General features: G+C 56.4%; 21 protein-coding genes. 20 read left to right on the top strand and 1 reads right to left on the bottom strand.

Annotated features, from left to right (window positions below):
* The first annotated feature begins 70 nt into the window (after positions 1-70).
* The 12 genes from fabZ to ispD all read left to right on the top strand — a co-directional run bounded on the left by fabZ (position 71) and on the right by ispD (position 14,516).
* Entirely contained in the window at positions 71-511 is a 441-nt protein-coding gene (fabZ, locus tag GYN01_RS17885) for a 3-hydroxyacyl-ACP dehydratase FabZ (protein ID WP_048363361.1), read from the top strand.
* Positions 508-1,284: an acyl-ACP--UDP-N-acetylglucosamine O-acyltransferase gene (gene lpxA / locus GYN01_RS17880; protein ID WP_048363362.1), complete on the top strand. Its 777-nt coding sequence runs from the start codon at positions 508-510 to the stop codon at positions 1,282-1,284. The genes fabZ and lpxA overlap by 4 nt, the downstream gene beginning before the upstream one ends.
* A gap of 2 nt (positions 1,285-1,286) precedes the next feature.
* Positions 1,287-2,417 (top strand): lipid-A-disaccharide synthase, encoded by a 1,131-nt coding sequence (lpxB, locus tag GYN01_RS17875; protein ID WP_048363363.1) that lies wholly within the window; start codon positions 1,287-1,289, stop codon positions 2,415-2,417.
* Between the two features lie 11 nt (positions 2,418-2,428).
* Positions 2,429-3,046 carry a ribonuclease HII gene (gene rnhB, locus GYN01_RS17870; protein ID WP_048363364.1) on the top strand — a complete coding sequence of 206 codons (618 nt, stop codon included), beginning with the start codon at positions 2,429-2,431 and terminating at the stop codon, positions 3,044-3,046.
* A 78-nt stretch (positions 3,047-3,124) separates the two neighbouring features.
* A complete protein-coding gene (gene dnaE, locus GYN01_RS17865; protein ID WP_048363365.1) occupies positions 3,125-6,646 on the top strand; it encodes a DNA polymerase III subunit alpha in 3,522 nt (1,173 codons plus the stop codon).
* 184 nt (positions 6,647-6,830) lie between these two features.
* Positions 6,831-7,778: an acetyl-CoA carboxylase carboxyltransferase subunit alpha gene (locus tag GYN01_RS17860; protein ID WP_048400000.1), complete on the top strand. Its 948-nt coding sequence runs from the start codon at positions 6,831-6,833 to the stop codon at positions 7,776-7,778.
* A gap of 68 nt (positions 7,779-7,846) precedes the next feature.
* A complete protein-coding gene (gene tilS, locus GYN01_RS17855; protein ID WP_203307547.1) occupies positions 7,847-9,163 on the top strand; it encodes a tRNA lysidine(34) synthetase TilS in 1,317 nt (438 codons plus the stop codon).
* Positions 9,164-9,435: 272 nt separating this feature from the next.
* On the top strand, positions 9,436-11,067 hold the full coding sequence (locus GYN01_RS17850; protein ID WP_048399995.1) for a CTP synthase: 1,632 nt from the start codon (positions 9,436-9,438) through the stop codon (positions 11,065-11,067).
* Positions 11,068-11,073: 6 nt separating this feature from the next.
* Complete coding sequence (gene kdsA, locus GYN01_RS17845) at positions 11,074-11,919, top strand: 3-deoxy-8-phosphooctulonate synthase (RefSeq protein ID WP_048363369.1); 846 nt, start codon at positions 11,074-11,076, stop codon at positions 11,917-11,919.
* A 153-nt stretch (positions 11,920-12,072) separates the two neighbouring features.
* Complete coding sequence (gene eno / locus GYN01_RS17840) at positions 12,073-13,362, top strand: phosphopyruvate hydratase (protein ID WP_048363370.1); 1,290 nt, start codon at positions 12,073-12,075, stop codon at positions 13,360-13,362.
* A 168-nt stretch (positions 13,363-13,530) separates the two neighbouring features.
* Positions 13,531-13,809, top strand: coding sequence for a cell division protein FtsB (gene ftsB / locus GYN01_RS17835; protein WP_048399993.1), 279 nt, complete (start codon positions 13,531-13,533; stop codon positions 13,807-13,809).
* Positions 13,806-14,516 (top strand): 2-C-methyl-D-erythritol 4-phosphate cytidylyltransferase, encoded by a 711-nt coding sequence (ispD, locus tag GYN01_RS17830; protein ID WP_048363372.1) that lies wholly within the window; start codon positions 13,806-13,808, stop codon positions 14,514-14,516. Before ftsB ends, ispD begins: the two co-directional genes overlap by 4 nt.
* 80 nt (positions 14,517-14,596) lie before the next feature.
* On the opposite strand, the gene GYN01_RS17825 is transcribed toward ispD, so the two are convergent.
* Complete coding sequence (locus GYN01_RS17825) at positions 14,597-15,493, bottom strand: LysR substrate-binding domain-containing protein (RefSeq protein WP_048399991.1); 897 nt, start codon at positions 15,491-15,493, stop codon at positions 14,597-14,599.
* 108 nt (positions 15,494-15,601) lie between these two features.
* On the opposite strand from GYN01_RS17825, the gene GYN01_RS17820 reads away from it, so the two are divergent.
* From GYN01_RS17820 to rpoS, 8 genes are all read left to right on the top strand, one after another.
* Positions 15,602-16,714, top strand: coding sequence for an S-(hydroxymethyl)glutathione dehydrogenase/class III alcohol dehydrogenase (locus GYN01_RS17820; RefSeq protein WP_048363374.1), 1,113 nt, complete (start codon positions 15,602-15,604; stop codon positions 16,712-16,714).
* Positions 16,715-16,765: 51 nt separating this feature from the next.
* Positions 16,766-17,611: an S-formylglutathione hydrolase gene (gene fghA, locus GYN01_RS17815; protein WP_203307546.1), complete on the top strand. Its 846-nt coding sequence runs from the start codon at positions 16,766-16,768 to the stop codon at positions 17,609-17,611.
* Between the two features lie 62 nt (positions 17,612-17,673).
* A complete protein-coding gene (ispF, locus tag GYN01_RS17810; protein WP_048363376.1) occupies positions 17,674-18,147 on the top strand; it encodes a 2-C-methyl-D-erythritol 2,4-cyclodiphosphate synthase in 474 nt (157 codons plus the stop codon).
* Positions 18,144-19,202: a tRNA pseudouridine(13) synthase TruD gene (gene truD / locus GYN01_RS17805; RefSeq protein ID WP_203307545.1), complete on the top strand. Its 1,059-nt coding sequence runs from the start codon at positions 18,144-18,146 to the stop codon at positions 19,200-19,202. Before ispF ends, truD begins: the two co-directional genes overlap by 4 nt.
* Positions 19,190-19,939: a 5'/3'-nucleotidase SurE gene (surE, locus tag GYN01_RS17800; protein WP_203307544.1), complete on the top strand. Its 750-nt coding sequence runs from the start codon at positions 19,190-19,192 to the stop codon at positions 19,937-19,939. The genes truD and surE overlap by 13 nt, the downstream gene beginning before the upstream one ends.
* 41 nt (positions 19,940-19,980) lie before the next feature.
* Complete coding sequence (locus tag GYN01_RS17795) at positions 19,981-20,616, top strand: protein-L-isoaspartate(D-aspartate) O-methyltransferase (RefSeq protein WP_173426975.1); 636 nt, start codon at positions 19,981-19,983, stop codon at positions 20,614-20,616.
* Between the two features lie 206 nt (positions 20,617-20,822).
* Positions 20,823-21,647: a peptidoglycan DD-metalloendopeptidase family protein gene (locus GYN01_RS17790; protein ID WP_048363380.1), complete on the top strand. Its 825-nt coding sequence runs from the start codon at positions 20,823-20,825 to the stop codon at positions 21,645-21,647.
* A 103-nt stretch (positions 21,648-21,750) separates the two neighbouring features.
* Positions 21,751-22,755, top strand: coding sequence for an RNA polymerase sigma factor RpoS (gene rpoS, locus GYN01_RS17785; RefSeq protein WP_048363381.1), 1,005 nt, complete (start codon positions 21,751-21,753; stop codon positions 22,753-22,755).
* Positions 22,756-23,093 lie beyond the last annotated feature (338 nt).

The raw sequence follows: 23,093 nt of genomic DNA, 5'->3' as shown, positions 1-23,093 counted from the left end.
GCGCTTGATTTGCTAGAGGAGCGCGCCTTTGTCGCGCGCGCCCAATCTTTATTACAGGCTTCCCCACGAAATGATGGACATCAACGAGATTCGCGAATATCTGCCTCACCGTTACCCGTTCCTGCTGGTGGATCGAGTGGTGGATCTGGATGTCGAGAACAAACGCATTCGTGCCTACAAGAATGTCAGCATCAACGAGCCTTTCTTCAATGGTCACTTCCCGGCGCATCCGATCATGCCCGGTGTTCTGATCATTGAAGCGATGGCTCAGGCTGCGGGCATTCTTGGTTTTAAAATGCTCGACCTGAAGCCTGCTGACGGCACGCTTTACTATTTCGTAGGCTCCGACAAGCTGCGTTTCCGCCAGCCAGTCACGCCGGGCGACCAATTGATCCTTGAAGCCAAGTTCTTGAGCTGCAAGCGTCAAATCTGGAAGTTCGAGTGCCAGGCGTCGGTTGATGGCAAGCCGGTATGCTCGGCTGAAATTATCTGTGCGGAACGCAAACTATGAGTTTGATTGACCCTCGCGCAATCATCGATCCGACGGCCATTTTGGCCGACGACGTCGAGGTCGGCCCTTGGTCGATCATCGGCGCAGGTGTGGAAATCGGCGAGGGGACAGTGATTGGGCCGCATGTGATTCTCAAAGGCCCAACCAAAATCGGTAAACACAATCGCATCTACCAGTTCTCCTCGGTAGGCGAAGACACGCCCGACTTGAAGTACAAGGGCGAAGAAACACGGCTGGTGATCGGTGATCACAATGTGATTCGTGAAGGTGTCACCATCCATCGCGGTACGGTTCAGGACCGTGCCGAGACCACGTTGGGTGATCACAACCTGATCATGGCGTATGCCCATATCGGGCATGACAGCGTGATTGGTAACCACTGCATTCTGGTCAACAACGCCGCATTGGCGGGCCATGTGCATATGGGGGATTGGGCGATTTTGTCCGGTTTCACCTTGGTTCATCAGTTTTGCCATATCGGCGCCCACAGCTTTTCCGGCATGGGCACGGCGATAGGCAAGGATGTTCCTGCGTTTGTAACCGTGTTCGGCAGCCCTGCCGAAGCGCGCAGCATGAACTTGGAGGGCATGCGCCGTCGCGGTTTCAGCGAAGATGCCATCCATGCGCTGCGCCGCGCTTACAAAGTGGTTTACCGCCAGGGGCTGACGGTGGAGCAAGCGCTTGTCGAGCTGGCTGATCCCGCCGCGCAATTCCCCGAAGTTGCCCTGTTTGTCGACTCCATCCGTTCTTCCACACGTGGCATCACCCGCTGATCATGGCCAGATTGCGTATTGCGCTGGTGGCGGGGGAAGCCTCGGGCGATATTTTGGGTTCGGGTTTGATGCGGGCACTCAAAGCCCAGCACCCTGATGTTGAGTTTATCGGGGTCGGTGGTCCGTTGATGGAGGCCGAGGGCATGCGCTCTTACTTCCCGATGGAGCGTCTCTCTGTCATGGGGCTGGTTGAAGTACTGGGTCGCTTGCGTGAACTGCTCAAACGTCGCAAGGAGCTGGTTCAGACACTTATTGCCGAAAAGCCGGACGTGTTCATCGGCATCGATGCACCGGACTTCACCCTCAATATCGAGCTTCAATTACGCCGTGCCGGGATCAAAACCGTGCATTACGTCAGCCCGTCGGTCTGGGCCTGGCGTCAGAAGCGTGTGCTTAAAATTCGCGAAGGCTGCGACTTGATGCTCACGTTGTTGCCTTTTGAAGCCAAATTCTACGAAGAGCACGGCGTGCCGGTGCGTTTTGTCGGGCATTCGCTGGCTGACACCATCCCGCTGCACGCGGATAAAGCCGCAGCGCGCGCTGAGTTAGGATTGGCAGACGGGCCGTTGGTCGCTTTGATGCCAGGCAGTCGTGGGGGGGAGGTGGGCAAGCTGGGAGGATTATTCCTCGATGCTGCGCAGAAAATCCACGCAGTCCGCCCTGAAGTACGTTTTGTGCTGCCGTGCGCCAATGCCGCACGACGCGAGCAAGTCGAGCAGTTGCTGATTGGACGCGACTTGCCGCTGACGCTGCTGGACGGCCGATCGCACTTGGCGTTGGCAGCGTGTGATGCGGTGTTGATTGCGTCTGGTACGGCGACCCTTGAGGCGTTGTTGTACAAGCGGCCTATGGTTGTGGCTTACCGGCTTGCGCGGCTCACGTTCTGGATTCTCAAGCGTCTGGTCAAAAGTCCTTACGTGTCTTTGCCTAATTTGTTGGCCCAGCGCATGTTGGTGCCGGAGTTATTACAGGACGCAGCCACCCCTGACGCACTGGCGCAAACCCTGTTGCCGCTCCTGGACAATGGAGATGAGCAAACGCAGGGGTTTGACGCCATACATCGCACATTGCGCCTCGACGCCTCCAATCAGGCGGCCAAGGCCGTGTTGGAACTGATTGCACAATCCAAATGAGTAAAGTGACTATGCAAATCGGATTGGACTTCAATCTGGTCGAAGACCTTGTGGCCGGCGTTGATGAAGTCGGTCGCGGCCCGTTGTGTGGAGCGGTCGTGACCGCGGCGGTGATTCTCGACCCTGCGCGCCCGATTGCGGGCCTTAATGACTCGAAAAAACTGACCGAAGCGCGCCGCGAAAAGCTCTATGACGAAATCTGCGAAAAGGCCCTGAGCTGGTGCATTGCACGCGCAGAAGTTGAAGAGATTGACGAGTTGAATATTCTGCATGCCACTATGTTGGCCATGCAGCGTGCCGTAGAAGGGTTGAGCATCACCCCGAAACTGGCAATGATCGACGGCAATCGTTGCCCTGCGTTGACAATGCCTGCTGAGGCCGTTGTAAAAGGCGATAGCAAAGTACCGGCGATTGCCGCAGCGTCGATTTTGGCCAAGGTCAGTCGTGACCGCGAGATGGCCGCTTTTGAACTGCAATATCCGGGTTATGGCATCGGCGGTCACAAGGGCTACCCGACAGCTGTACATCTTGAAGCCCTTGAGCGTCTTGGTCCTACACCCATTCACCGACGTTCCTTTGGTCCGGTGCGGCGAGCCTACGAGGCGCGCGAAGGTCTGACCGAGGTTTAGCCTCAAGGCTGATGTTTTTGCCAAGGCCCGGTACAATCCGGGCCTTGTTGTTTCTCAAAGCTTATAGACAGGATCACCATGCCGGCTTCATTCGTTCACCTGCGCCTGCACACTGAATATTCCCTGGTCGATGGCCTGGTGCGGATCAAGCCGCTGATCAAAACCCTTGCGGGCATGAACATGCCCGCTGTGGCGGTAACTGATCAGAACAACATGTGTTCATTGGTCAAGTTCTATAAAGCGGCCATGGGCGGCGGAATCAAGCCAATCAGCGGCGCGGATTTGTGGCTGTCGAACAAAGATCCGGAAAACCCCTTGAGTCGCATCAGCCTGTTGGCGATGAACGGCGTGGGTTATCGCAACCTGACTGAACTGATTTCCCGTGGTTTTATTGATGGCCAGCGCAACGGTCAGGTCATCATTGAGCGCGAATGGGTGGCTGAGGCGTCTGAAGGCCTGATCATGTTGTCGGCCGCCAAAGAGGGCGAGATCGGTGTCGCGCTGATCAGTGGTAACACTGAAGAGGCCGAGACCCTGGCCCGCGAATGGATGGATGTATTTGCGGATCGTTTTTATCTGGAAGTGCAACGCACCAAACGTCCCAATGATGAAGAGCACCTGCATGCTGCGGTGGCACTGGCCGACAAGATCGGTGCACCGTTGGTGGCCACGAACGATGTGCGCTTCATCAAGCAACAGGACTTTGAGGCGCATGAAACGCGCGTGTGCATTGGTGAAGGGCGTGCGCTTGATGACCCGCGTCGCTCAAAAAACTACAGCGATCAGCAATACCTTAAAAGCGCCGAGGAAATGGCTGAGCTGTTCAGCGATTTGCCCGAAGCACTAGAAAACACGGTCGAAATCGCCAAACGCTGCAATATCGAAGTGAAGCTGGGTAAGCACTTTTTGCCTAACTTCCCGATTCCCGATGGCATGACCATCGATGAATACTTCCGCAAAGTGTCGTTCGATGGCCTGGAAGAGCGCCTGAGCGTCTTGCTGCCCAGAGACACCACTGAAGATTACGACGCCAAGCGTCAGGTGTACGTCGATCGACTGAATTTTGAGCTGGATATCATCATCCAGATGGGGTTTCCAGGTTACTTCCTGATCGTAATGGACTTCATCCAGTGGGCCAAAAGCAATGGCGTGCCCGTGGGGCCGGGCCGTGGGTCGGGTGCCGGATCTCTGGTGGCCTATGTTCAAAAGATCACGGACCTTGACCCGCTTGAATATGACCTGCTGTTCGAACGATTCCTGAACCCGGAACGGGTATCGATGCCCGACTTCGACGTCGACTTCTGCATGGATGGTCGGGACCGGGTCATTGAATACGTGGCCGAGAAGTACGGCCGCAACGCGGTAAGCCAGATCATTACCTTTGGTTCGATGGCGGCCAAAGCCGTGATTCGAGACGTGGCGCGGGTGCAGGGCAAGTCATACGGCCTGGCAGATCGTCTGTCGAAGATGATTCCGTTTGAAGTCGGCATGACACTTGAAAAAGCCTATGAGCAGGAAGAAATCCTGCGCGACTTTATCAAGGTCGATGAAGAAGCCGCCGAAATCTGGGACATGGCACGCAAGCTTGAAGGCGTTGTGCGTAACGTCGGTAAGCACGCGGGTGGTGTGGTCATTGCGCCGACTAAATTGACCGATTTCTCGCCGATTTATTGCGACGAAGAGGGCGGTGGTCTGGTCACCCAGTTCGACAAGGATGACGTCGAGGCCGCAGGTCTGGTGAAGTTCGACTTCCTGGGCTTGCGCACGCTGACGATCATCGACTGGGCGCTCAAAACCATTAACCGCGAGCGCGCCAAGGTCGACGAGCCGGCGCTGGATATCGCCTTTATCCCGCTGGACGACAAACCGACGTATCAATTGCTGCAAAAGGCTGAGACCACGGCGGTGTTCCAGCTTGAGTCGCGCGGCATGAAAGAGCTGATCAAAAAGCTCAAGCCCGACTGCCTGGAAGACTTGATCGCACTGGTGGCCCTGTTCCGTCCGGGCCCGCTGCAATCCGGCATGGTTGACGACTTTATCAACCGTAAACACGGTCGCGCCGAATTGGCGTATCCGCACTCGGATTACCAGTACGAAGGCCTCAAGCCGGTATTGGCCCCGACCTACGGCATCATTCTGTATCAAGAACAGGTGATGCAGATTGCACAGGTCATGGCCGGTTATACCCTCGGCGGGGCTGATATGTTGCGTCGCGCCATGGGCAAGAAAAAACCCGAAGAAATGGCCAAGCAGCGCGGTGGTTTCATTGAAGGTTGTGCCAACAACAACATCGACGCTGACCTTGCCGGTAACATTTTTGACCTGGTGGAGAAGTTCGCCGGTTATGGCTTTAACAAGTCTCACTCGGCGGCATATGGCCTGGTGTCGTATCAGACCGCATGGCTGAAGACGCACTATCCGGCGCCGTTCATGGCGGCGGTACTTTCGGCGGACATGCACAACACCGACAAGGTTGTAACCTTGATCGAAGAAGTGCGCACGATGAAGCTGCGTCTCGACGCACCGGACGTGAATGCCTCCGAATACAAGTTCACGGTGAACGACGAAGGTCGGATTATTTACGGTTTGGGCGCTATCAAGGGCGTGGGTGAAGGTCCGGTCGAGGCCATTACCGAGGCGCGACAGGATGGACCCTTCAAGGATCTGTTCGATTTCTGTGCCCGGGTTGACCTCAAGCGCATCAATAAGCGCACCCTTGATGGCTTGATCCGCAGTGGGGCACTGGACCGTCTGGGGCCTTGCTTCCATGACGAACCCAAGGCTTATCAGGCGAGCATCGATCAGAATCGTGCAATTCTGCTGGCCGCTCTGGAAGGTGCGATCAAGGCGGCAGAGCAAACCGCGCGTACCCATGACAGTGGCCACGATGACCTGTTTGGTGGCGTGTTTGTCGCAGAAGATGCCGACGTGTATGTCAACCATCGCAAAGCCAAGGAGCTGACGCTCAAAGAGCGACTCAAGGGTGAGAAAGACACGCTGGGCCTTTACCTGACCGGCCACCCGATCGATGAATACGAAGGCGAAATCCGTCGTTTTGCCCGCCAGCGCATTATCGACCTCAAGCCTGCTCGCGATACGCAGACGGTTGCCGGCATGATCATCGCCCTGCGCGTCATGAAGAACAAAAAAGGCGACAAGATGGGCTTCATCACGCTTGATGACCGTTCGGGCCGCATAGAAGCCTCCTTGTTTGCCGAAGCGTTCCATTCTGCGCAATCGCTGTTGCAGACCGATGCGATGGTGGTCGTCGAAGGGGAGGTCAGTAATGACGACTTCTCCGGCGGCTTGCGTCTGCGGGTCAAGCGGGTGATGAGCATGGAAGATGCGCGTACCAGTTTGGCCGAAAGCTTGCGCCTGAAAGTCAATCACGCCGCTCTCAAAGGTGATCAGTTACGTCAGTTGGGCGATTTGCTGAAGAAGCACCGCGGCGCTTGCCCGATTACCATGGAATACACAGGGGGCGATGCCAAGACGATGTTGCAGTTCGGAGAGAGCTGGAGAATCGATCCGGCAGACAGCTTGATTCAAGCCTTGCGTGACCAGTTTGGGCGAGACAACGTCTTCCTCCAATACCGTTGACGGTCAGGGGCGTGACACGCGCCCTGACCTCGACCCTAATTTTTAATCTCGACCTGAGAGCGCCTGTCCCTTAAGGTAGGCGCGATACAGATCAACCGGCTGCCCCAGTCTGTTTGGATGCACCAGCAAATGCTGGGCCTCAGACCTTCTGGCATGCTTTGCCGCCGACCCAAGACGGATGCTTATGAACCCGAATTTTCTTGATTTCGAACAGCCGATTGCTGACCTGCAAGCCAAAATCGAAGAGTTGCGCCTGGTCGGTAATGACAATTCGCTGAACATCAGCGATGAAATCTCTCGCCTGCAAGACAAAAGCAAAACGCTGACTGAAGATATTTTCGGCAAGCTGACCAGTTGGCAGATTGCCCGCCTGGCCCGTCACCCGCGCCGCCCTTACACACTGGACTACATCGACCACATCTTCACTGAGTTCGATGAACTGCACGGCGACCGTCACTTTTCGGACGATGCGGCCATTGTGGGCGGCATTGCGCGTCTGGACGATCAGCCGGTAATGGTGATCGGTCACCAGAAGGGTCGCGAAGTACGTGAAAAGGTGCGCCGTAACTTCGGCATGCCGCGCCCTGAAGGCTACCGTAAAGCTTGCCGTTTGATGGAAATGGCCGAGCGCTTCAAGATGCCGATCCTGACCTTTATCGACACGCCGGGTGCGTATCCGGGTATCGATGCTGAAGAGCGCAACCAGAGCGAAGCCATTGCCTGGAACCTGCGTGTCATGGCGCGCTTGAAAACCCCGATCATCGCCACTGTTATCGGTGAAGGCGGTTCAGGCGGTGCCTTGGCGATTGGTGTGTGCGATCAGTTGAACATGTTGCAGTACTCCACTTACGCCGTGATTTCGCCAGAAGGCTGCGCGTCGATTCTGTGGAAAACCGCCGAAAAAGCGCCGGATGCAGCCGAAGCAATGGGCATTACCGCTGAGCGCTTGAAAGGCCTGGGCATTGTCGACAAGGTGATTGGCGAGCCTTTGGGTGGCGCTCACCGTGATCCTGTGGCCGCGTCTGCCAGCATTCGTGCAGATCTGATTTCTCAGCTGGATATGCTGAAAAAGCTGGATCACGAAACGCTGCTCAAGCGTCGCTATGACCGTTTGATGAGCTACGGTCTCTGATCTCTGATTAAGGTCGGCCCCCACCCTGGCCTCTCCCTCGGGGAGAGGGCCAAGGTGAGGGGGCTTTAATGTCTGACATCCCGGCTTTGCTTCTGCATGCCCTCAACCCCTGGCGTAAGGCCAAGGCCTGGCATGTCGCGCTCTCCGGTGGCCTTGACTCCACTGTTCTGCTGCACCTTCTCGTACAACTGCGTAAAACCCATGCACTTCCTGCGCTGACTGCGATCCATGTTCATCATGGCTTACAGGCAATCGCTGACGCGTGGCCAGCACATTGCCAGGCGCTGTGTGACGGGCTGGGCGTGCCGTTGCAGGTTGTTCGCGTACAGGTGCGCGCAGGGCCCAGTATCGAGCGCGCGGCGCGGGAGGCGCGTTATCAGGTGTTTACGGCGCTCACCCAGGCTGACGAAGTGCTACTGACGGGCCAGCACCGTGACGATCAGGCCGAAACCGTGCTGTTTCGCTTGCTGCGCGGGGCAGGTGTGAGTGGGTTGACGGGCATGCCGCGTCAACGCCGTCTGGGTGACGGGGATATGTGCCGACCGCTGCTGGATGTAAGTCGTACAGCGCTTGAGAATTATGCGCACGCCCATGGCTTGAACTGGGTTGAAGATCCTTCCAATGCGCACAGCGACTTTTCCCGCAATTACTTGCGCCATGAAGTGCTGCCGATCCTGACCCGACGCTGGCCGCAAGCTGCCGCGACATTGGCGCGCAGCGCAGCACACTGTGCCGAGGCGCAAGGTTTGCTGGATGAACTGGCCGGGCAGGACTTGGGTGTCGCCCGTACCGCCACCGCATTTGCATGGCTTGGCCTGCCTTCGTTGGAGCTTGCGCTCATTGCCCGTTTGTCGCCTGCCCGCCAACGCAATGCTTTGCGTCATTGGCTGGCTCATTTGAGTCGTATGCCTGATACCGAGCATTGGGCGGGTTGGGAGGTCTTGCGCGATGCGCGTGACGATGCCCAGCCGATCTGGCGTCTGGCCGATGGCGAGCTGCATCGGGCGGGCGGTCGAATCTGGTGGTTGTCCGGCGAGTGGTTGCAATCCCCGTGCGCGCCACTCCAATGGCTGCATCCAGAAGCGCCTTTATCGTTGCCTGGAAATGGTCTGTTACGTTTGATTGGAGATGCCCCGCAGGGTCCCTTGCAGGTGAACTATCGTTTGGGAGGCGAAGTGATGACGTTGGCGCAACGCGGCCGTCGTGATCTCAAACGCTTGCTCAACGAGCGGGGAGTGCCGCTCTTCGCCCGTGGCAGATTGCCGCTTGTGTACTGTAATGAGCAGTTATTGGCCGTGGCAAACGTCAGTGGACTGGACTCCAGCCCCTGTGGGCGCTGGCAATTGCAGTGGTTGCCAACTTCAAGCGATCAAGGTTTGAGCTGAAAGGGGCTTTCCGGTAGACTACGCTCCCTTCTTGATACAGCTTCTGTAGATTCACCGGAATTACAGAAGCTGCCGATTACCAAGCAGTCTTTGCTGGGCGATTTTAAAAAAATGTGTGGCTTGTATCGAACCGATGGTTGCCATCGGTCTGTTTCAACGCAGCAGTTTTTCGAAAGGTGCACTGTGACTAATGCTGGTGATTGGGGGCTTCGGCCTTCCTTCGCTTTCCCCGGCGGCTCTGACCGCTTTAACGCAGACTTCTAGGGTTTTTCATGACGCGCTACATCTTCGTCACGGGCGGTGTTGTTTCTTCATTGGGGAAAGGCATTGCCTCGGCTTCATTGGCAGCCATCCTGGAGGCGCGGGGACTTAAGGTCACCATGCTGAAGCTGGACCCCTACATCAACGTTGATCCGGGCACCATGAGCCCGTTCCAGCACGGTGAAGTGTTCGTCACACACGACGGCGCCGAGACCGACCTGGACTTGGGTCACTACGAGCGGTTTATCCGCACGACCATGACCCAGAACAACAACTTCACCACGGGCCGTGTTTACGAACACGTTCTGCGCAAGGAGCGCCGTGGTGATTACCTGGGGGCAACTATCCAGGTAATTCCGCACATCACTGACGAAATCAAGCGTCGAATCATCAAGGGCGCCGGCGATGCCGACGTAGCGATGGTTGAGATTGGCGGCACTGTGGGTGACATTGAGTCGCAACCGTTCCTCGAAGCTATCCGTCAACTGCGCATCGAAGTAGGCGCCAAGCGCGCCATGCTGATGCACCTGACACTGGTTCCGTACATCGCCACCGCTGGCGAAACGAAAACCAAACCTACGCAACACTCGGTTAAAGAACTGCGTTCTATCGGCTTGCAGCCAGATGTACTGATCTGCCGCTCCGATCACCACGTTGATGTGTCCTCGCGTCGCAAGATCGCGCTGTTCACCAACGTTGAAGAGCGCGCGGTGATTTCGCTGGAAGACGCCGACACCATCTACAAGATCCCGGGCATGCTGCACGCTCAGGGTCTGGATGATTTTGTCATTGAGCGTTTCGGCCTCGAATGCAACAGCGCGGACCTGTCCGAATGGGACAAAGTGGTCGACGCCAAGCTTAATCCGGAGCACGAAGTGACCATCGCAATGGTCGGCAAGTACATGGAACTGCTGGATGCGTACAAATCGCTGATTGAAGCGATGAGCCACGCCGGTATTTCCAACCGTACCAAGGTCAACCTGCGTTATATCGACTCCGAAGACATCGAAAACAAAGGCACTGAACTGCTTGAAGGCTGTGATGCCATTCTGGTTCCGGGCGGCTTCGGTCTGCGTGGCGTCGAAGGCAAGATCACGGCGGTTCAATATGCACGCGAAAACAAGGTGCCTTACCTGGGTATCTGCCTGGGCATGCAAGTAGCGGTTATCGAGTTCGCACGTAATGTGCTGGGCTGGAAAGACGCCAACTCCACTGAGTTCGATCGCAGCAGCGGCCACCCGGTTGTCGGCTTGATCACTGAGTGGGAAGACGCCACGGGCTCTGTTGAAACCCGTACTGAAACCTCGGATCTGGGCGGCACCATGCGTCTGGGTGCGCAGGATTGCCAGCTTGCAGCCGGCTCCAAGGTGCACGACTGCTACGCCAAAGACGTAATCGTTGAGCGTCACCGTCACCGTTACGAAGTGAACAACAACCTGCTGCCTCAGTTGATGGAAGCGGGCTTGAAAGTCACCGGTCGTTCTGGCGACGGCGCGCTGGTAGAAGTGGTTGAAGCCCCGGATCATCCTTGGTTCGTCGCGTGCCAGTTCCACCCGGAGTTCACCTCGACGCCACGTGATGGCCACCCACTGTTCACCGGTTTCGTCAAAGCGGCACTGATGCAACACGAGAAAAAGGCGTAATTGAGCATGGCGCAAAAGATTATTCGTGTAGGCAATATCGAAATTGCAAACGACAAGCCAATGGTCTTGTTCGGTGGCATGAACGTGCTGGAAAGCCGTGATATGGCCATGCAGGTGTGCGAAGAGTACGTGCGGGTTACCGAAAAGCTCGGTATTCCTTACGTGTTCAAGGCCAGTTTCGACAAGGCCAATCGCTCATCTGTCAGCTCTTACCGTGGCCCCGGCCTGGAAGAGGGCATGCGGATTTTCCAGGACATCAAGGCAGCCTTTGGTGTGCCGCTGATTACCGACGTCCACGAGCCTGCGCAAGCAGCCGTGGTCGCCGAGGTTTGCGACATCATCCAATTGCCGGCGTTCTTGTCGCGCCAGACCGATCTGGTGGTGGCCATGGCCAAAACCGGCGCCGTGATCAACATCAAAAAAGCCCAGTTCCTCGCTCCACAGGAAATGAAACACATCCTGAGCAAGTGCGAAGAAGCGGGTAATGATCAGTTGATTCTCTGTGAACGTGGGTCCAGCTTTGGCTACAACAACCTTGTGGTCGACATGCTGGGCTTCGGCATTATGAAACAGTTCGAATACCCGGTCTTTTTCGACGTGACCCACGCGCTGCAAATGCCTGGTGGTCGTGCCGATTCAGCCGGTGGTCGCCGTGCCCAGGTCACTGACCTGGCCAAGGCCGGTATCAGCCAGGGCCTAGCGGGCCTATTCCTTGAGGCGCACCCGGACCCGGACAACGCCAAATGTGATGGCCCTTGCGCCTTGCGTCTGGACAAACTGGAGCCGTTCCTGGCCCAGTTGAAGTCGCTGGATGAGTTGGTTAAGAGTTTTCCTGCAATAGAAACCGCGTAACCCTCGATTCTCCGGTAAAGTACCGCACGATTTCTCGGGCCTCAGGGTCCGAGCCTTATCGTCCGCAAGGCTGCCTGTTACTCGACCCTTGCCGGCGATGACCAAATTTCCCTCAGCTGCGTCGTTTTCGTCAACTTTGGAGTATTTACAACAATGGCAAAAATCGTCGACATCAAAGGTCGTGAAGTTCTCGACTCCCGTGGCAATCCCACTGTGGAAGCGGACGTGCTTCTCGACAACGGCATCATCGGCAGCGCGTGCGCGCCGTCCGGTGCTTCTACCGGCTCCCGTGAAGCACTGGAGTTGCGTGATGGCGACAAGAGCCGTTACTTGGGCAAAGGCGTGCTGAAAGCCGTTGCCAACATTAACGGCCCTATTCGTGATTTGCTGCTGGGTAAAGACCCGGTTGATCAAAAAGCACTGGACCACGCGATGATCGCGCTGGACGGTACTGAAAACAAAGGCTCGCTGGGTGCTAACGCGATCCTGGCCGTCTCGTTGGCAGCTGCCAAAGCGGCTGCTCAGGACCAGGACCTGCCGCTGTACGCTCACATCGCCAACCTCAACGGCACACCGGGTGTTTACTCGATGCCGGTTCCGATGATGAACATCATCAACGGTGGTGAGCACGCCGATAACAACGTCGACATTCAAGAGTTCATGGTTCAGCCAGTCGGCGCCAAGACCTTCTCTGACGCGTTGCGCATGGGCACCGAAATCTTCCATCACCTCAAAGCTGTGCTCAAGGCCCGTGGCCTGAACACCGCAGTGGGCGACGAGGGTGGTTTCGCGCCCAACCTGGCCTCTAACGAAGATGCACTGAAAGTGATCTCCGAGGCAGTCGCCAATGCCGGTTATACCTTGGGCACCGACGTGACCCTGGCACTGGATTGCGCAGCCAGCGAATTCTACGAAGACGGTAAATACAACCTGTCGGGCGAAGGTCAAGTCTTCAACTCCGAAGGCTTCGCTGAATACCTGAAGGGCCTGACTCAGCGCTACCCGATCATCTCCATTGAAGACGGCCTGGATGAGTCTGACTGGGATGGCTGGAAAATCCTGACCGACAAGATCGGCGAGAAAGTGCAGCTGGTCGGTGACGATTTGTTCGTGACCAATACCAAAATCTTGAAAGAAGGCATCGATAAAAAGATCGCCAACTCGATCCTGATCAAGTTCAACCAGATCGGCACCCTGACCGAAACACTGGAAGCCATCCAGATGGCCAAGGCGGCGGGTTACACCGCTGTGATCTCGCACCGTTCCGGCGAAACCGAAGACTCCACCATTGCCGACCTGGCCGTGGGCACGTCGGCGGGTCAGATCAAGACCGGCTCTCTGTGCCGTTCGGATCGCGTGTCCAAGTACAACCAATTGCTGCGTATCGAAGAGCAGTTGGGGGCAAAAGCCAAGTACAACGGTCGCGGCGAGTTCCGCGGTTAAGCGTCTGGCGTAAAAAAAACAGCAGGTTGTGTCGGAAAATTCGCCACTGTGAGTTTTTTGACACTAATCTGATGCTTCTGTATACAAGCCTGGTTCGTCCAGGCTTTGTACTATTCGTTGTTTATGTTTGTCGGCATGGCTGTCTTTTCACTGGATACCTGATATTCGATGCGCAGTCCCAATTGGTTGTTCCTTATCTTGCTCTTGCTGCTGGCTGGCCTACAGTATCGCCTGTGGGTGGGGAATGGCAGTTTGGCGCAGGTTACCGACCTGACTCAGCAAATCGCCGATCAGCGTGCTGAAAACGAAATATTGCTGGAGCGTAATCGCGTACTGGATGCGGAAGTGCTTGAGCTGAAAAAAGGCATGGAGACCGTTGAAGAACGTGCTCGCCATGAATTGGGCATGGTTAAAGAGGGCGAAACCCTCTACCAGTTGGCTCAATGAGTGTTTCAACTACGGCCTTCTGGGCCGTGATTCCTGCCGCGGGCGTCGGAGCCCGTATGGCCGCGGACCGTCCCAAACAGTATTTGCAGTTGGGCGGGCGCAGTATTCTCGAACACAGCCTTGGCTGTTTCCTTGATCATCCGGGCCTTAAGGGGCTGGTGGTCAGTGTGGCGTGTGATGATCCTTTCTGGCCGTCCCTACAGTGCGTGGCTGACCCGCGTATTGTTCGGGTTGACGGCGGACGTGAACGTGCCGACTCGGTGCTCAATGCGCTGCTGCACTTGCATGCACAAGGCGCGTCTGACGATGACTGGGTGCTGGTGCACGACGCTGCGCGGCCCAACCTGTCCCGCGAAGACCTGGATAAATTGCTGAGTGAACTGGCTGATGATCCCGTCGGCGGTTTGCTGGCGGTGCCCGCTCGGGACACGCTCAAGCGTGTCAATAAGAACGGCCGCGTGGTGGAAACGGTTGATCGAAGCCTGATTTGGCAGGCGTACACGCCGCAGATGTTTCGCCTGGGCATGTTGCACCGTGCCTTGGCCGATAGCCTGGTGGCGGATGCCACAGTGACCGATGAGTCGTCAGCGATGGAGTGGGCCGGACTTGCGCCGCGCTTGATCGAAGGGCGCTCGGACAACATCAAAGTCACTCGCCCTGAAGACCTTGAATGGCTGCGTTTGCGTTGGGGTCGCACGCACCCGTAGTGGCTGGCGAGGTACGATCGCTGCGCAATCTATCGCAGTCTTCGTACCTCGACAGCGACTACAGAAACCTTGCGCAGTGCCTAGCTCAAATACTCCTCGCGCTGCGCCAACCCTTCCTTCAAGTAGTCCACCAATTTTCTGACTTTGGGCGATAAGTGCCGTTGTTGCGGATACAGCGCCCAGACGGCGGTATTGGGCGGTTGATGCGCTTCAAGCAGTGACACCAGCGCCCCCGTTTTCAGGTGTTCCAGCACGTAGTAGTCCGGCAGTTGGCATAATCCCGTGCCAAATAGCGCTGCATCCAATACCGCCTGTCCACTGTTGCAGCGCCAGTTGCCTTGCACGCGTTGCGAAAATTCACGTCCGTCTTGCTGCAATTGCCACATATCTGAACTGCCAATCAAGCAGTTGTGGCGACTCAATTCAGACACGCTGTGGGGCCGACCATAACGTTCCAGATAGGACGGCGAGCCACACAGATACATGCGTCGTGGGGCCAGTCGCGTGGCAACCAGTCGTGAATCCTGGAGGCGACCCAGCCGAATGGCCAGATCGAGGCTTTCGTGCACCAGGTCCAAAGGTCGGTTGCTCAGTTCAATGTCCACCCGCAGTTGCGGGTAAAGCGCCATGTATCGCGTCACCAGCGGCACGATAAAACGCTCCCCGTAGGCCACGGCGCAGGTCATGCGCAGTAACCCTTTGGGTTCGCTGGCCAGATCGCCGATCGCGCGCAGCGCTTCTTCGCGTCCGTCTTGCAGGCGCTGGCAATGTTGCAGAAAGGTTTGTCCGGCCTCTGTCAGGGTCACGCGCCGCGTACTGCGATAAAACAAACGTGTTTGCAGGCGCTCTTCCAGCCGGGCGACCTGACGGCTGATGTGTGACGACGACACACCGAGTCGCTCAGCGGCAGCGGTGAATTGACCGCACTCAGCGACCGCGACAAATTCGTCTATACCTTCCCAGCGGTTCTCGGTCATGAATGATTGTCCCTGTCTGGCAATAATGTTTTGCTTTTGGCTGGATTATTAATCAGCCAGCGCTGATTTACACTGCATGTCTTGTTTTTACTTTGCTGGAGACGATTGATGATCAAGTCACGTGCTGCCGTAGCCTTTGAGGCCAAAAAACCGCTGGAAATCGTTGAAGTGGACGTTGCCATGCCCAAAGCAGGCGAAGTGTTGCTGCGCGTTGTGGCTTCTGGCGTTTGTCATACCGATGCCTACACCTTGTCCGGCGCCGACCCGGAAGGCATTTTTCCGTCGATTTTGGGCCACGAAGGTGGCGCTATTGTCGAAGCTATCGGCGAAGGCGTGACATCGGTTGCTGTCGGCGATCACGTCATCCCGCTGTACACCCCGGAGTGCCGTCAGTGCAAATTCTGTTTGTCGGGGAAAACCAATCTGTGTCAGGCGATTCGCTCGACCCAGGGCAAAGGTCTGATGCCTGATGGCACTACGCGTTTCTCCTACAAAGGGCAGCCAATTTTCCACTACATGGGGACATCGACCTTCTCCGAGTACACCGTGTTGCCAGAAATCTCGGTGGCCAAGATTGCTAAAGACGCGCCACTGGAAAAAGTCTGCCTGCTGGGCTGTGGCGTGACCACCGGGATCGGCGCGGTGCTTAATACGGCCAAGGTCAAACCCGGCGACACCGTGGCCATCTTCGGACTGGGCGGCATTGGCTTGTCAGCCGTCATCGGTGCGGTGAAAGCCAAGGCTGCACGCATCATTGCCATCGACATCAACCCGGCCAAGTTTGAAATCGCCAAGCAATTGGGTGCGACTGATTGCGTCAACCCCAAAGACTTCGATCGCCCGATTCAGGACGTGATTGTCGACATGACGGACGGCGGCGTGGATTTCTCCTTCGAGTGCATCGGTAATGTGCAATTGATGCGGTCGGCGTTGGAAAGCTGCCACAAGGGTTGGGGCGAGTCTGTGATCATCGGCGTGGCCGGTGCCGGTCAAGAGATCTCGACACGTCCATTCCAGTTGGTGACCGGTCGCGTCTGGCGCGGTTCGGCATTCGGTGGTGTACGCGGTCGCACCGAACTGCCGAGCTATGTCGACATGGCGCAGTCTGGCGAAATCCCGCTGGATACGTTCATCACCCACACGATGGGCCTGGAAGATATCAATAAGGCTTTCGACCTGATGCATGAAGGCAAAAGCATCCGCACCGTCATCCATTTCTAATCGACAGGGGTCAGCCGCAAGTATTTGGGGCTGGCCACCGGGAGCTTTCCGATGACCCTGGAAAATATTTCCTGCCAGAAAAGCTTTGGCGGTTGGCACAAACGTTACAAGCACCGTTCTGATGTGCTCGGTTGCGACATGGTATTTGCCGTGTATTTGCCGCCTCAGGCTGAACACGGCGCCAAATTGCCTGTGCTGTATTGGCTGTCGGGTTTGACCTGCACTGATGAAAACTTCATGCACAAAGCGGGCGCAATGAAAATGGCCGCCGAGTTGGGGCTGATCATTGTGGCGCCCGATACCAGCCCGCGTGGCGAGGGCGTGCCGGATGACCCGAACGGGGCTTGGGACTTCGGGCTGGGTGCCGGCTTTTACCTGAACGCCACGCAGCAGCCCTGGGCGCAGCATTATCAGATGCACGATTATGTGGTGCAGGAATTGCCTGCATTGGTTGAAGCGCATTTTCCGGCCTCTCAAAAGCGTGGCATCAGTGGCCATTCAATGGGTGGGCACGGAGCGCTGGTATGCGCATTGCGCAATCCGGGACGCTATCAGTCGGTTTCGGCGTTTGCCCCCATCAGCAACCCGATGGACTGCCCGTGGGGACAAAAAACGTTCACTCACTATTTGGGCGAGGAACGTTCGCGCTGGCGTGAGTGGGACGCCAGCGTGCTGCTGGGTGAGGCGCGCGAACGATTGCCCCTGTTGATCGATCAAGGTGATCGGGATGACTTTTTGACCGTGCAGCTCAAGCCTGAGGTGTTGCAAAAAGCAGCGCAGTTGGCCGATTACCCGCTCACCTTGCGTCTGCAACCGGGTTACGACCATAGCTATTTCTTCATCGCCAGTTTCATCGACGACCATTTGCGTCATCACGCCGACGTGCTATGCGCCTAATAGCGCCCAATGCGGGACAAAGTAGGTAGAATCACGCCCTGACTTAATCGGGGCGTTTTTTTATGCGTATTGGCCACGGCTATGATGTGCACTGTTTTGCTGAGGGCGATTTTATTACCTTGGGCGGTGTGCGAATCCCACATAAATTTGGTTTGCTGGCCCATTCTGATGGCGACGTGCTGCTGCATGCGCTCAGTGATGCGCTGCTCGGCGCCGCGGCGCTGGGCGATATCGGCAAGCATTTCCCGGACACCGACCCGACCTTCAAAGGTGCGGACAGTCGCGTGCTGTTGCGTCATGTGGTGGGCCTGATCCACGCCAAAGGCTGGAAGGTCGGCAATGTCGACAACACCATCATTGCTCAGGCGCCAAAAATGGCGCCGCATATTGAAACGATGCGCGCGCTGATTGCTGCGGATCTTGAGGTTGATTTGGACCAAGTGAACGTTAAAGCCACTACCACCGAAAAGCTCGGGTTTGTCGGTCGTGAAGAAGGTATCGCGGTGCATGCCATTGCGTTGTTGGTTCGCGCATGAACGATTTTGATCTGCTCGGCCCACGGGCTTATGGCGACGCTTTGGGGAGCGCTGTACTCAAAGCCGTGGCTGAAGACTTTCAGGTCGACGAAGTGCTGGACATCCCGTTGTCCGGTGAGGGCGAGCACTTATGGTTGTGGGTTGAGAAACGTGGCCTGAATACCGAAGAAGCTGCCCGCCGCATCGCCAAGGCGGCGGGGGTGCCTCTGCGTACGGTGAGTTACGCCGGCTTGAAGGATCGTCAGGCGCTGACCCGTCAGTGGTTCAGCGTGCAGTTGCCGGGCAAAGCTGATCCGGACCTGTCGAGTGCTGAAAATGACACGCTGAAAATTCTCAAGACTTCGCGCCATAAACGTAAGTTGCAGCGCGGTGCGCACGCGGCAAACGGTTTTACCTTGCGTTTGACGCAATTGGCCGGTGACAAGGACGCACTGCAACAGCGTCTAGAACGGATCGCCAAGCAGGGGATCCCCAATTACTTTGGCACGCAGCGGTTTGGCTGGCAGGGCGGCAATCTGGGCGAAGCGCGCGACTATGCCGCGCGCAAGGCATTGCCGGAACAACGCAATGTGCGCTCGCGGTTATTGTCGACAGCTCGCAGCTACCTGTTCAACCAAGTGCTGGCGGCACGCGTCGCCGATGGTACATGGCAGCAGGCCCAAGTAGGCGACCTGCTGGCGTTCACCGACAGCCGCAGTTTTTTCCCGGCCGGGGAGGCTGAATGCAGTGATCCGCGCCTGGCGATTCTGGACCTGCACCCGACGGGGCCGCTATGGGGGGAGGGTGACTCGCCCACGCAAGGCGCAACCCATCTCCTGGAACAATCCATTGCCGAGCGCGAAGCTGCCCTGCGTGATTGGCTGGTTCGGGCAGGCATGAGCCATGAACGACGCATTCTGCGGCTGCCCATTGGCCGGTTGACGTGGCATTATCCGGAGCCTGACATTCTGCAACTGGAATTTGTACTGCCGGCCGGATGCTTTGCCACTGTTCTGGTGCGCGAGCTTGTTGATCTGGTGCCGCTGGGTCAAACGGACAGCCTATGCGTATTCTGATTTCAAACGATGATGGGGTAAGCGCTCCGGGCCTTGCAGCGCTTCACGCTGCGTTGGGCGATTATGCCGAGTGCGTGGTGATTGCGCCCGAGCAGGATAAAAGTGGCGCCAGCAGTTCGCTGACGCTGGATCGACCGTTGCATCCGCACACGCTCGCCAATGGCTTTGTCAGTATCAACGGCACGCCCACCGATTGTGTGCATCTGGGTATCCACGGCTTGCTCGACCCGCAACCCGACATGGTGGTTTCGGGGATTAATCTGGGTGCCAACCTGGGGGATGATGTGCTGTATTCCGGCACGGTGGCGGCGGCTTTGGAGGGGCGTTTTTTGCAGCGACCTTCCTTTGCGTTTTCGTTGGCCTCGCGCCAAGTCGACAACCTGCCCACGGCCGCCTATTTTGCACGCAAGCTGGTGCAGGCCCATGAGCAACTGGACCTGCCGCCGCGCACCGTACTTAACGTGAATATTCCCAATTTGCCTTTGGACAAAATCCGCGGCATTCAGCTCACGCGCCTCGGTCATCGGGCGCGGGCGGCGGCTCCGGTCCATGTGGTCGACCCGCGCGGCAAAGCCGGTTACTGGATTGCCGCCGCGGGTGATGTTGAGGACGGAGGGCCGGGCACTGATTTTCATGCGCTCATGCAAGGTTATGTGTCGATCACGCCACTGCAACTGGACCGCACATTCGCCGACGGCTTCAAGGGCCTTAGTGGTTGGCTTGAGGGCCTGGACTGATGGGGCGTGAGCAGGATGGCCTGATGCATCGCGGTATTGGCATGACCTCGGAGCGGACACGGGAGCGGTTGATTCAGCGTCTGCGTGAAGAGGGCATCGTTAATCACAATGTGCTTGAGGTCATCCGGCGTACACCGCGCCATCTGTTTGTAGATGAAGCCCTTGCACACCGTGCTTACGAGGACACCGCGCTGCCGATTGGCAATAACCAGACCATCTCCCAGCCTTACATGGTTGCGCGCATGAGCGAGTTGTTGCTTGAAGACGGCCCGCTGGACAAGGTCATGGAAATCGGCACCGGTTCTGGCTATCAAACAGCGGTCCTTTCGCAGTTGGTTGAACGGATTTTTTCGGTTGAGCGCATCAAGGTGCTTCAGGATCGGGCCAAAGAGCGTTTACTGGCACTGAACTTGCGCAACGTCGTGTTTCGTTGGGGCGATGGCTGGGAAGGGTGGCCGGCCTTGGCGCCTTACAACGGTATTATCGTAACGGCGGTCGCCACTGATGTGCCCCAGGCGTTGCTCGATCAATTGGCTCCCGGTGGGCGTTTGGTCATCCCTGTGGGTGCGGGCGAGGTTCAGAAGTTGATGCTGATCGTGCGTGAGGAACACGGCTTTGCGCGTCGGGTCATCGGCAATGTGCGTTTTGTGCCGCTGCTCAACGGGCCGTTGGCCTGAGGCTTTGCTCGCAGGCGCTGAATTATAGGACCGGGTAAGGGTCATACAGCCCAGAGGCAAGGCTCTGCTCAGCGATGTTTATGTTTTAAACGGCGCGTTTACAGTTCAGCTTTACTGTCTGTAAAAGCGATGTTGCCAGTTATACTGCGCCACTTTTGGCCGCCACTGGCCTTCTAATATTTAGCCACCATCAAAGGGAGCGGCGGGTGAGTCTCACAGTCATTGCGCAGCGTATGAATACCAAAAGCTATCAAAGACTGGTGGTCGGTCTATTCCTGAGTGCCACACTCGCCTTGTTGGCGGCCTGCTCCAGCACGCCTAAAAACGGTGTGCGGGTCGTTGATCGCAACGGTGTGGCACAACGTCCCGCGGTGACCACCGGGCAGTACGTTGTGCGACGTGGCGATACGCTATTCTCGATTGCGTTTCGCTACGGTTGGGATTGGAAGGCATTGGCCGCACGCAACAATATTGGTGCGCCGTTCACCATTGTTCCGGGTCAGACCATCCGTTTTGATGGCCGTGCGGGCACTCGACCGGCGGCAGTTGCCACCACCGTTACCTCGCCTTCTTCGGGGAGCAAGACCACTGTGATCAAGCGCCCGGCGACCACGACCAAGACGCCTGTGGTCACTGCGCCTCTACCCGCAGGCCCCGCGCCCAAGGGCTGGGGCTGGCCTGCAAATGGTATTTTGATCGGTAAATTCTCTTCAAACGGTAGTTTGAATAAAGGTATTGATATCGCCGGGGATTTGGGACAGCCTGTTTTAGCTGCGTCTGATGGCTCAGTTGTTTATGCCGGGAGTGGATTGAGGGGCTACGGCGAGTTAGTCATCATTAAGCACAGCGATACCTATGTCAGTGCCTACGGTCATAACCGTAGGTTATTGGTTCGGGAGGGGCAGCAGGTCAAGGTTGGTCAGACAATTGCCGAAATGGGGTCAACTGGTACAGACCGGGTGAAACTTCACTTTGAAATTCGCCGTCAAGGTAAGCCTGTAGATCCACTGCAATTCCTTCCACGCCGTTGATCAGTTACCAGCCTGTTCCTGATGTAGTAAAGGAATGGGCTCCAGCATTGCCAAGGATCGGTGACGCTAGAGCTTGAGGTCGAACTCAACAAAGGACTATAAAATGGCTCTCAACAAAGAAGCGCCGGGGTTTGACATCGACGATGAGGTGCTCCTTATGGACGCTTACACCGTCGCGGACTCGATGTCAGAAGATGATGCTTCATCCCCTGCAGTTCGTACCAAATCTAAAAACTCATCTGCTTTAAAACAGCACAAGTACATTGACTACACCCGAGCGCTTGATGCGACTCAGTTGTACCTCAATGAAATTGGCTTTTCCCCGTTACTCTCTCCCGAAGAGGAAGTCCATTTTGCGCGCTTGTCGCAAAAAGGAGATCCGGCCGGGCGTAAGCGCATGATTGAAAGCAACTTGCGATTGGTGGTTAAAATCGCCCGACGCTACGTCAATCGCGGGCTTTCGCTGTTGGACCTGATTGAAGAGGGCAACTTGGGCCTCATCCGGGCGGTTGAGAAATTTGACCCTGAACGCGGGTTCCGCTTCTCGACATATGCCACCTGGTGGATCCGCCAAACGATTGAACGGGCGATCATGAATCAGACCCGTACCATTCGTTTACCGATCCACGTTGTAAAAGAGCTTAACGTTTACTTGCGCGCTGCACGTGAACTGACCCAAAAGCTCGATCACGAACCCTCCCCTGAAGAAATCGCCAATCTGCTCGAAAAACCCGTGGCTGAGGTCAAGCGCATGCTGGGTCTCAATGAGCGGGTGTCCTCGGTCGATGTTTCTTTAGGCCCTGATTCCGATAAGACCCTGCTCGATACCCTGACGGATGATCGTCCAACAGATCCTTGTGAGCTGCTGCAAGACGATGATTTGTCGCAGAGTATTGATCAGTGGTTATCGGAGCTGACGGACAAGCAACGTGAGGTGGTGATTCGCCGCTTTGGGTTACGCGGTCATGAAAGCAGCACGCTGGAAGATGTAGGGCTGGAAATTGGTCTGACGCGTGAGCGTGTCCGCCAGATCCAGGTTGAGGGTCTGAAGCGCTTGCGTGAGATCTTGGAAAAGAACGGCCTTTCGAGTGAGTCGTTGTTCCAGTAAGCAATGTGACCCTTTAAAAAACCCGGCCATGTGCCGGGTTTTTTACATCAGCTAAACGCGATATTTCGACCTCGACCCCCTTCAAAGCCGCTGTTGAAATGGAATGTCACGAACACAATTGAACTTTTGCTTCATCGTTTTGTAAGTCATTACTTACTCTTGTTGTAAGCCAATGGTGGTGAAGTGTTTTATTTATGGCTTTTTCTTACATTGCTTATTTCATAACCTATTGATTAATATAGCTTTTAATATTAGTTGAGGTTCTGTGGTGTAATAAAAATCTATAACTGGTGTGGTTGCAGCTGCTTTGGAAATCTTTAATATCACAACTGTATCGA

This window comes from Pseudomonas weihenstephanensis (assembly GCF_016812185.1).
GTDB classification, from domain to species: Bacteria; Pseudomonadota; Gammaproteobacteria; order Pseudomonadales; family Pseudomonadaceae; genus Aquipseudomonas; species Aquipseudomonas weihenstephanensis.
This window is presented reverse-complemented; position numbering and strand designations above follow the sequence as displayed.

Bases quoted from the DNA above. Each gene is read 5' to 3' on its own strand.
- truD (WP_203307545.1), top strand. From the start codon at position 18,144: ATGAACGATTTTGATCTGCTCGGCCCACGGGCTTATGGCGACGCTTTG.
- rnhB (WP_048363364.1), top strand. From the start codon at position 2,429: ATGCAAATCGGATTGGACTTCAATCTGGTCGAAGACCTTGTGGCCGGC.
- kdsA (WP_048363369.1), top strand. From the start codon at position 11,074: ATGGCGCAAAAGATTATTCGTGTAGGCAATATCGAAATTGCAAACGAC.
- tilS (WP_203307547.1), top strand. From the start codon at position 7,847: ATGTCTGACATCCCGGCTTTGCTTCTGCATGCCCTCAACCCCTGGCGT.
- lpxB (WP_048363363.1), top strand. From the start codon at position 1,287: ATGGCCAGATTGCGTATTGCGCTGGTGGCGGGGGAAGCCTCGGGCGAT.
- eno (WP_048363370.1), top strand. From the start codon at position 12,073: ATGGCAAAAATCGTCGACATCAAAGGTCGTGAAGTTCTCGACTCCCGT.
- lpxA (WP_048363362.1), top strand. From the start codon at position 508: ATGAGTTTGATTGACCCTCGCGCAATCATCGATCCGACGGCCATTTTG.
- GYN01_RS17850 (WP_048399995.1), top strand. From the start codon at position 9,436: ATGACGCGCTACATCTTCGTCACGGGCGGTGTTGTTTCTTCATTGGGG.
- dnaE (WP_048363365.1), top strand. From the start codon at position 3,125: ATGCCGGCTTCATTCGTTCACCTGCGCCTGCACACTGAATATTCCCTG.
- rpoS (WP_048363381.1), top strand. From the start codon at position 21,751: ATGGCTCTCAACAAAGAAGCGCCGGGGTTTGACATCGACGATGAGGTG.
- ftsB (WP_048399993.1), top strand. From the start codon at position 13,531: ATGCGCAGTCCCAATTGGTTGTTCCTTATCTTGCTCTTGCTGCTGGCT.
- ispD (WP_048363372.1), top strand. From the start codon at position 13,806: ATGAGTGTTTCAACTACGGCCTTCTGGGCCGTGATTCCTGCCGCGGGC.
- GYN01_RS17795 (WP_173426975.1), top strand. From the start codon at position 19,981: ATGACCTCGGAGCGGACACGGGAGCGGTTGATTCAGCGTCTGCGTGAA.
- ispF (WP_048363376.1), top strand. From the start codon at position 17,674: ATGCGTATTGGCCACGGCTATGATGTGCACTGTTTTGCTGAGGGCGAT.
- fghA (WP_203307546.1), top strand. From the start codon at position 16,766: ATGACCCTGGAAAATATTTCCTGCCAGAAAAGCTTTGGCGGTTGGCAC.
- GYN01_RS17860 (WP_048400000.1), top strand. From the start codon at position 6,831: ATGAACCCGAATTTTCTTGATTTCGAACAGCCGATTGCTGACCTGCAA.
- GYN01_RS17820 (WP_048363374.1), top strand. From the start codon at position 15,602: ATGATCAAGTCACGTGCTGCCGTAGCCTTTGAGGCCAAAAAACCGCTG.
- surE (WP_203307544.1), top strand. From the start codon at position 19,190: ATGCGTATTCTGATTTCAAACGATGATGGGGTAAGCGCTCCGGGCCTT.
- fabZ (WP_048363361.1), top strand. From the start codon at position 71: ATGATGGACATCAACGAGATTCGCGAATATCTGCCTCACCGTTACCCG.
- GYN01_RS17825 (WP_048399991.1), bottom strand. From the start codon at position 15,493: ATGACCGAGAACCGCTGGGAAGGTATAGACGAATTTGTCGCGGTCGCT.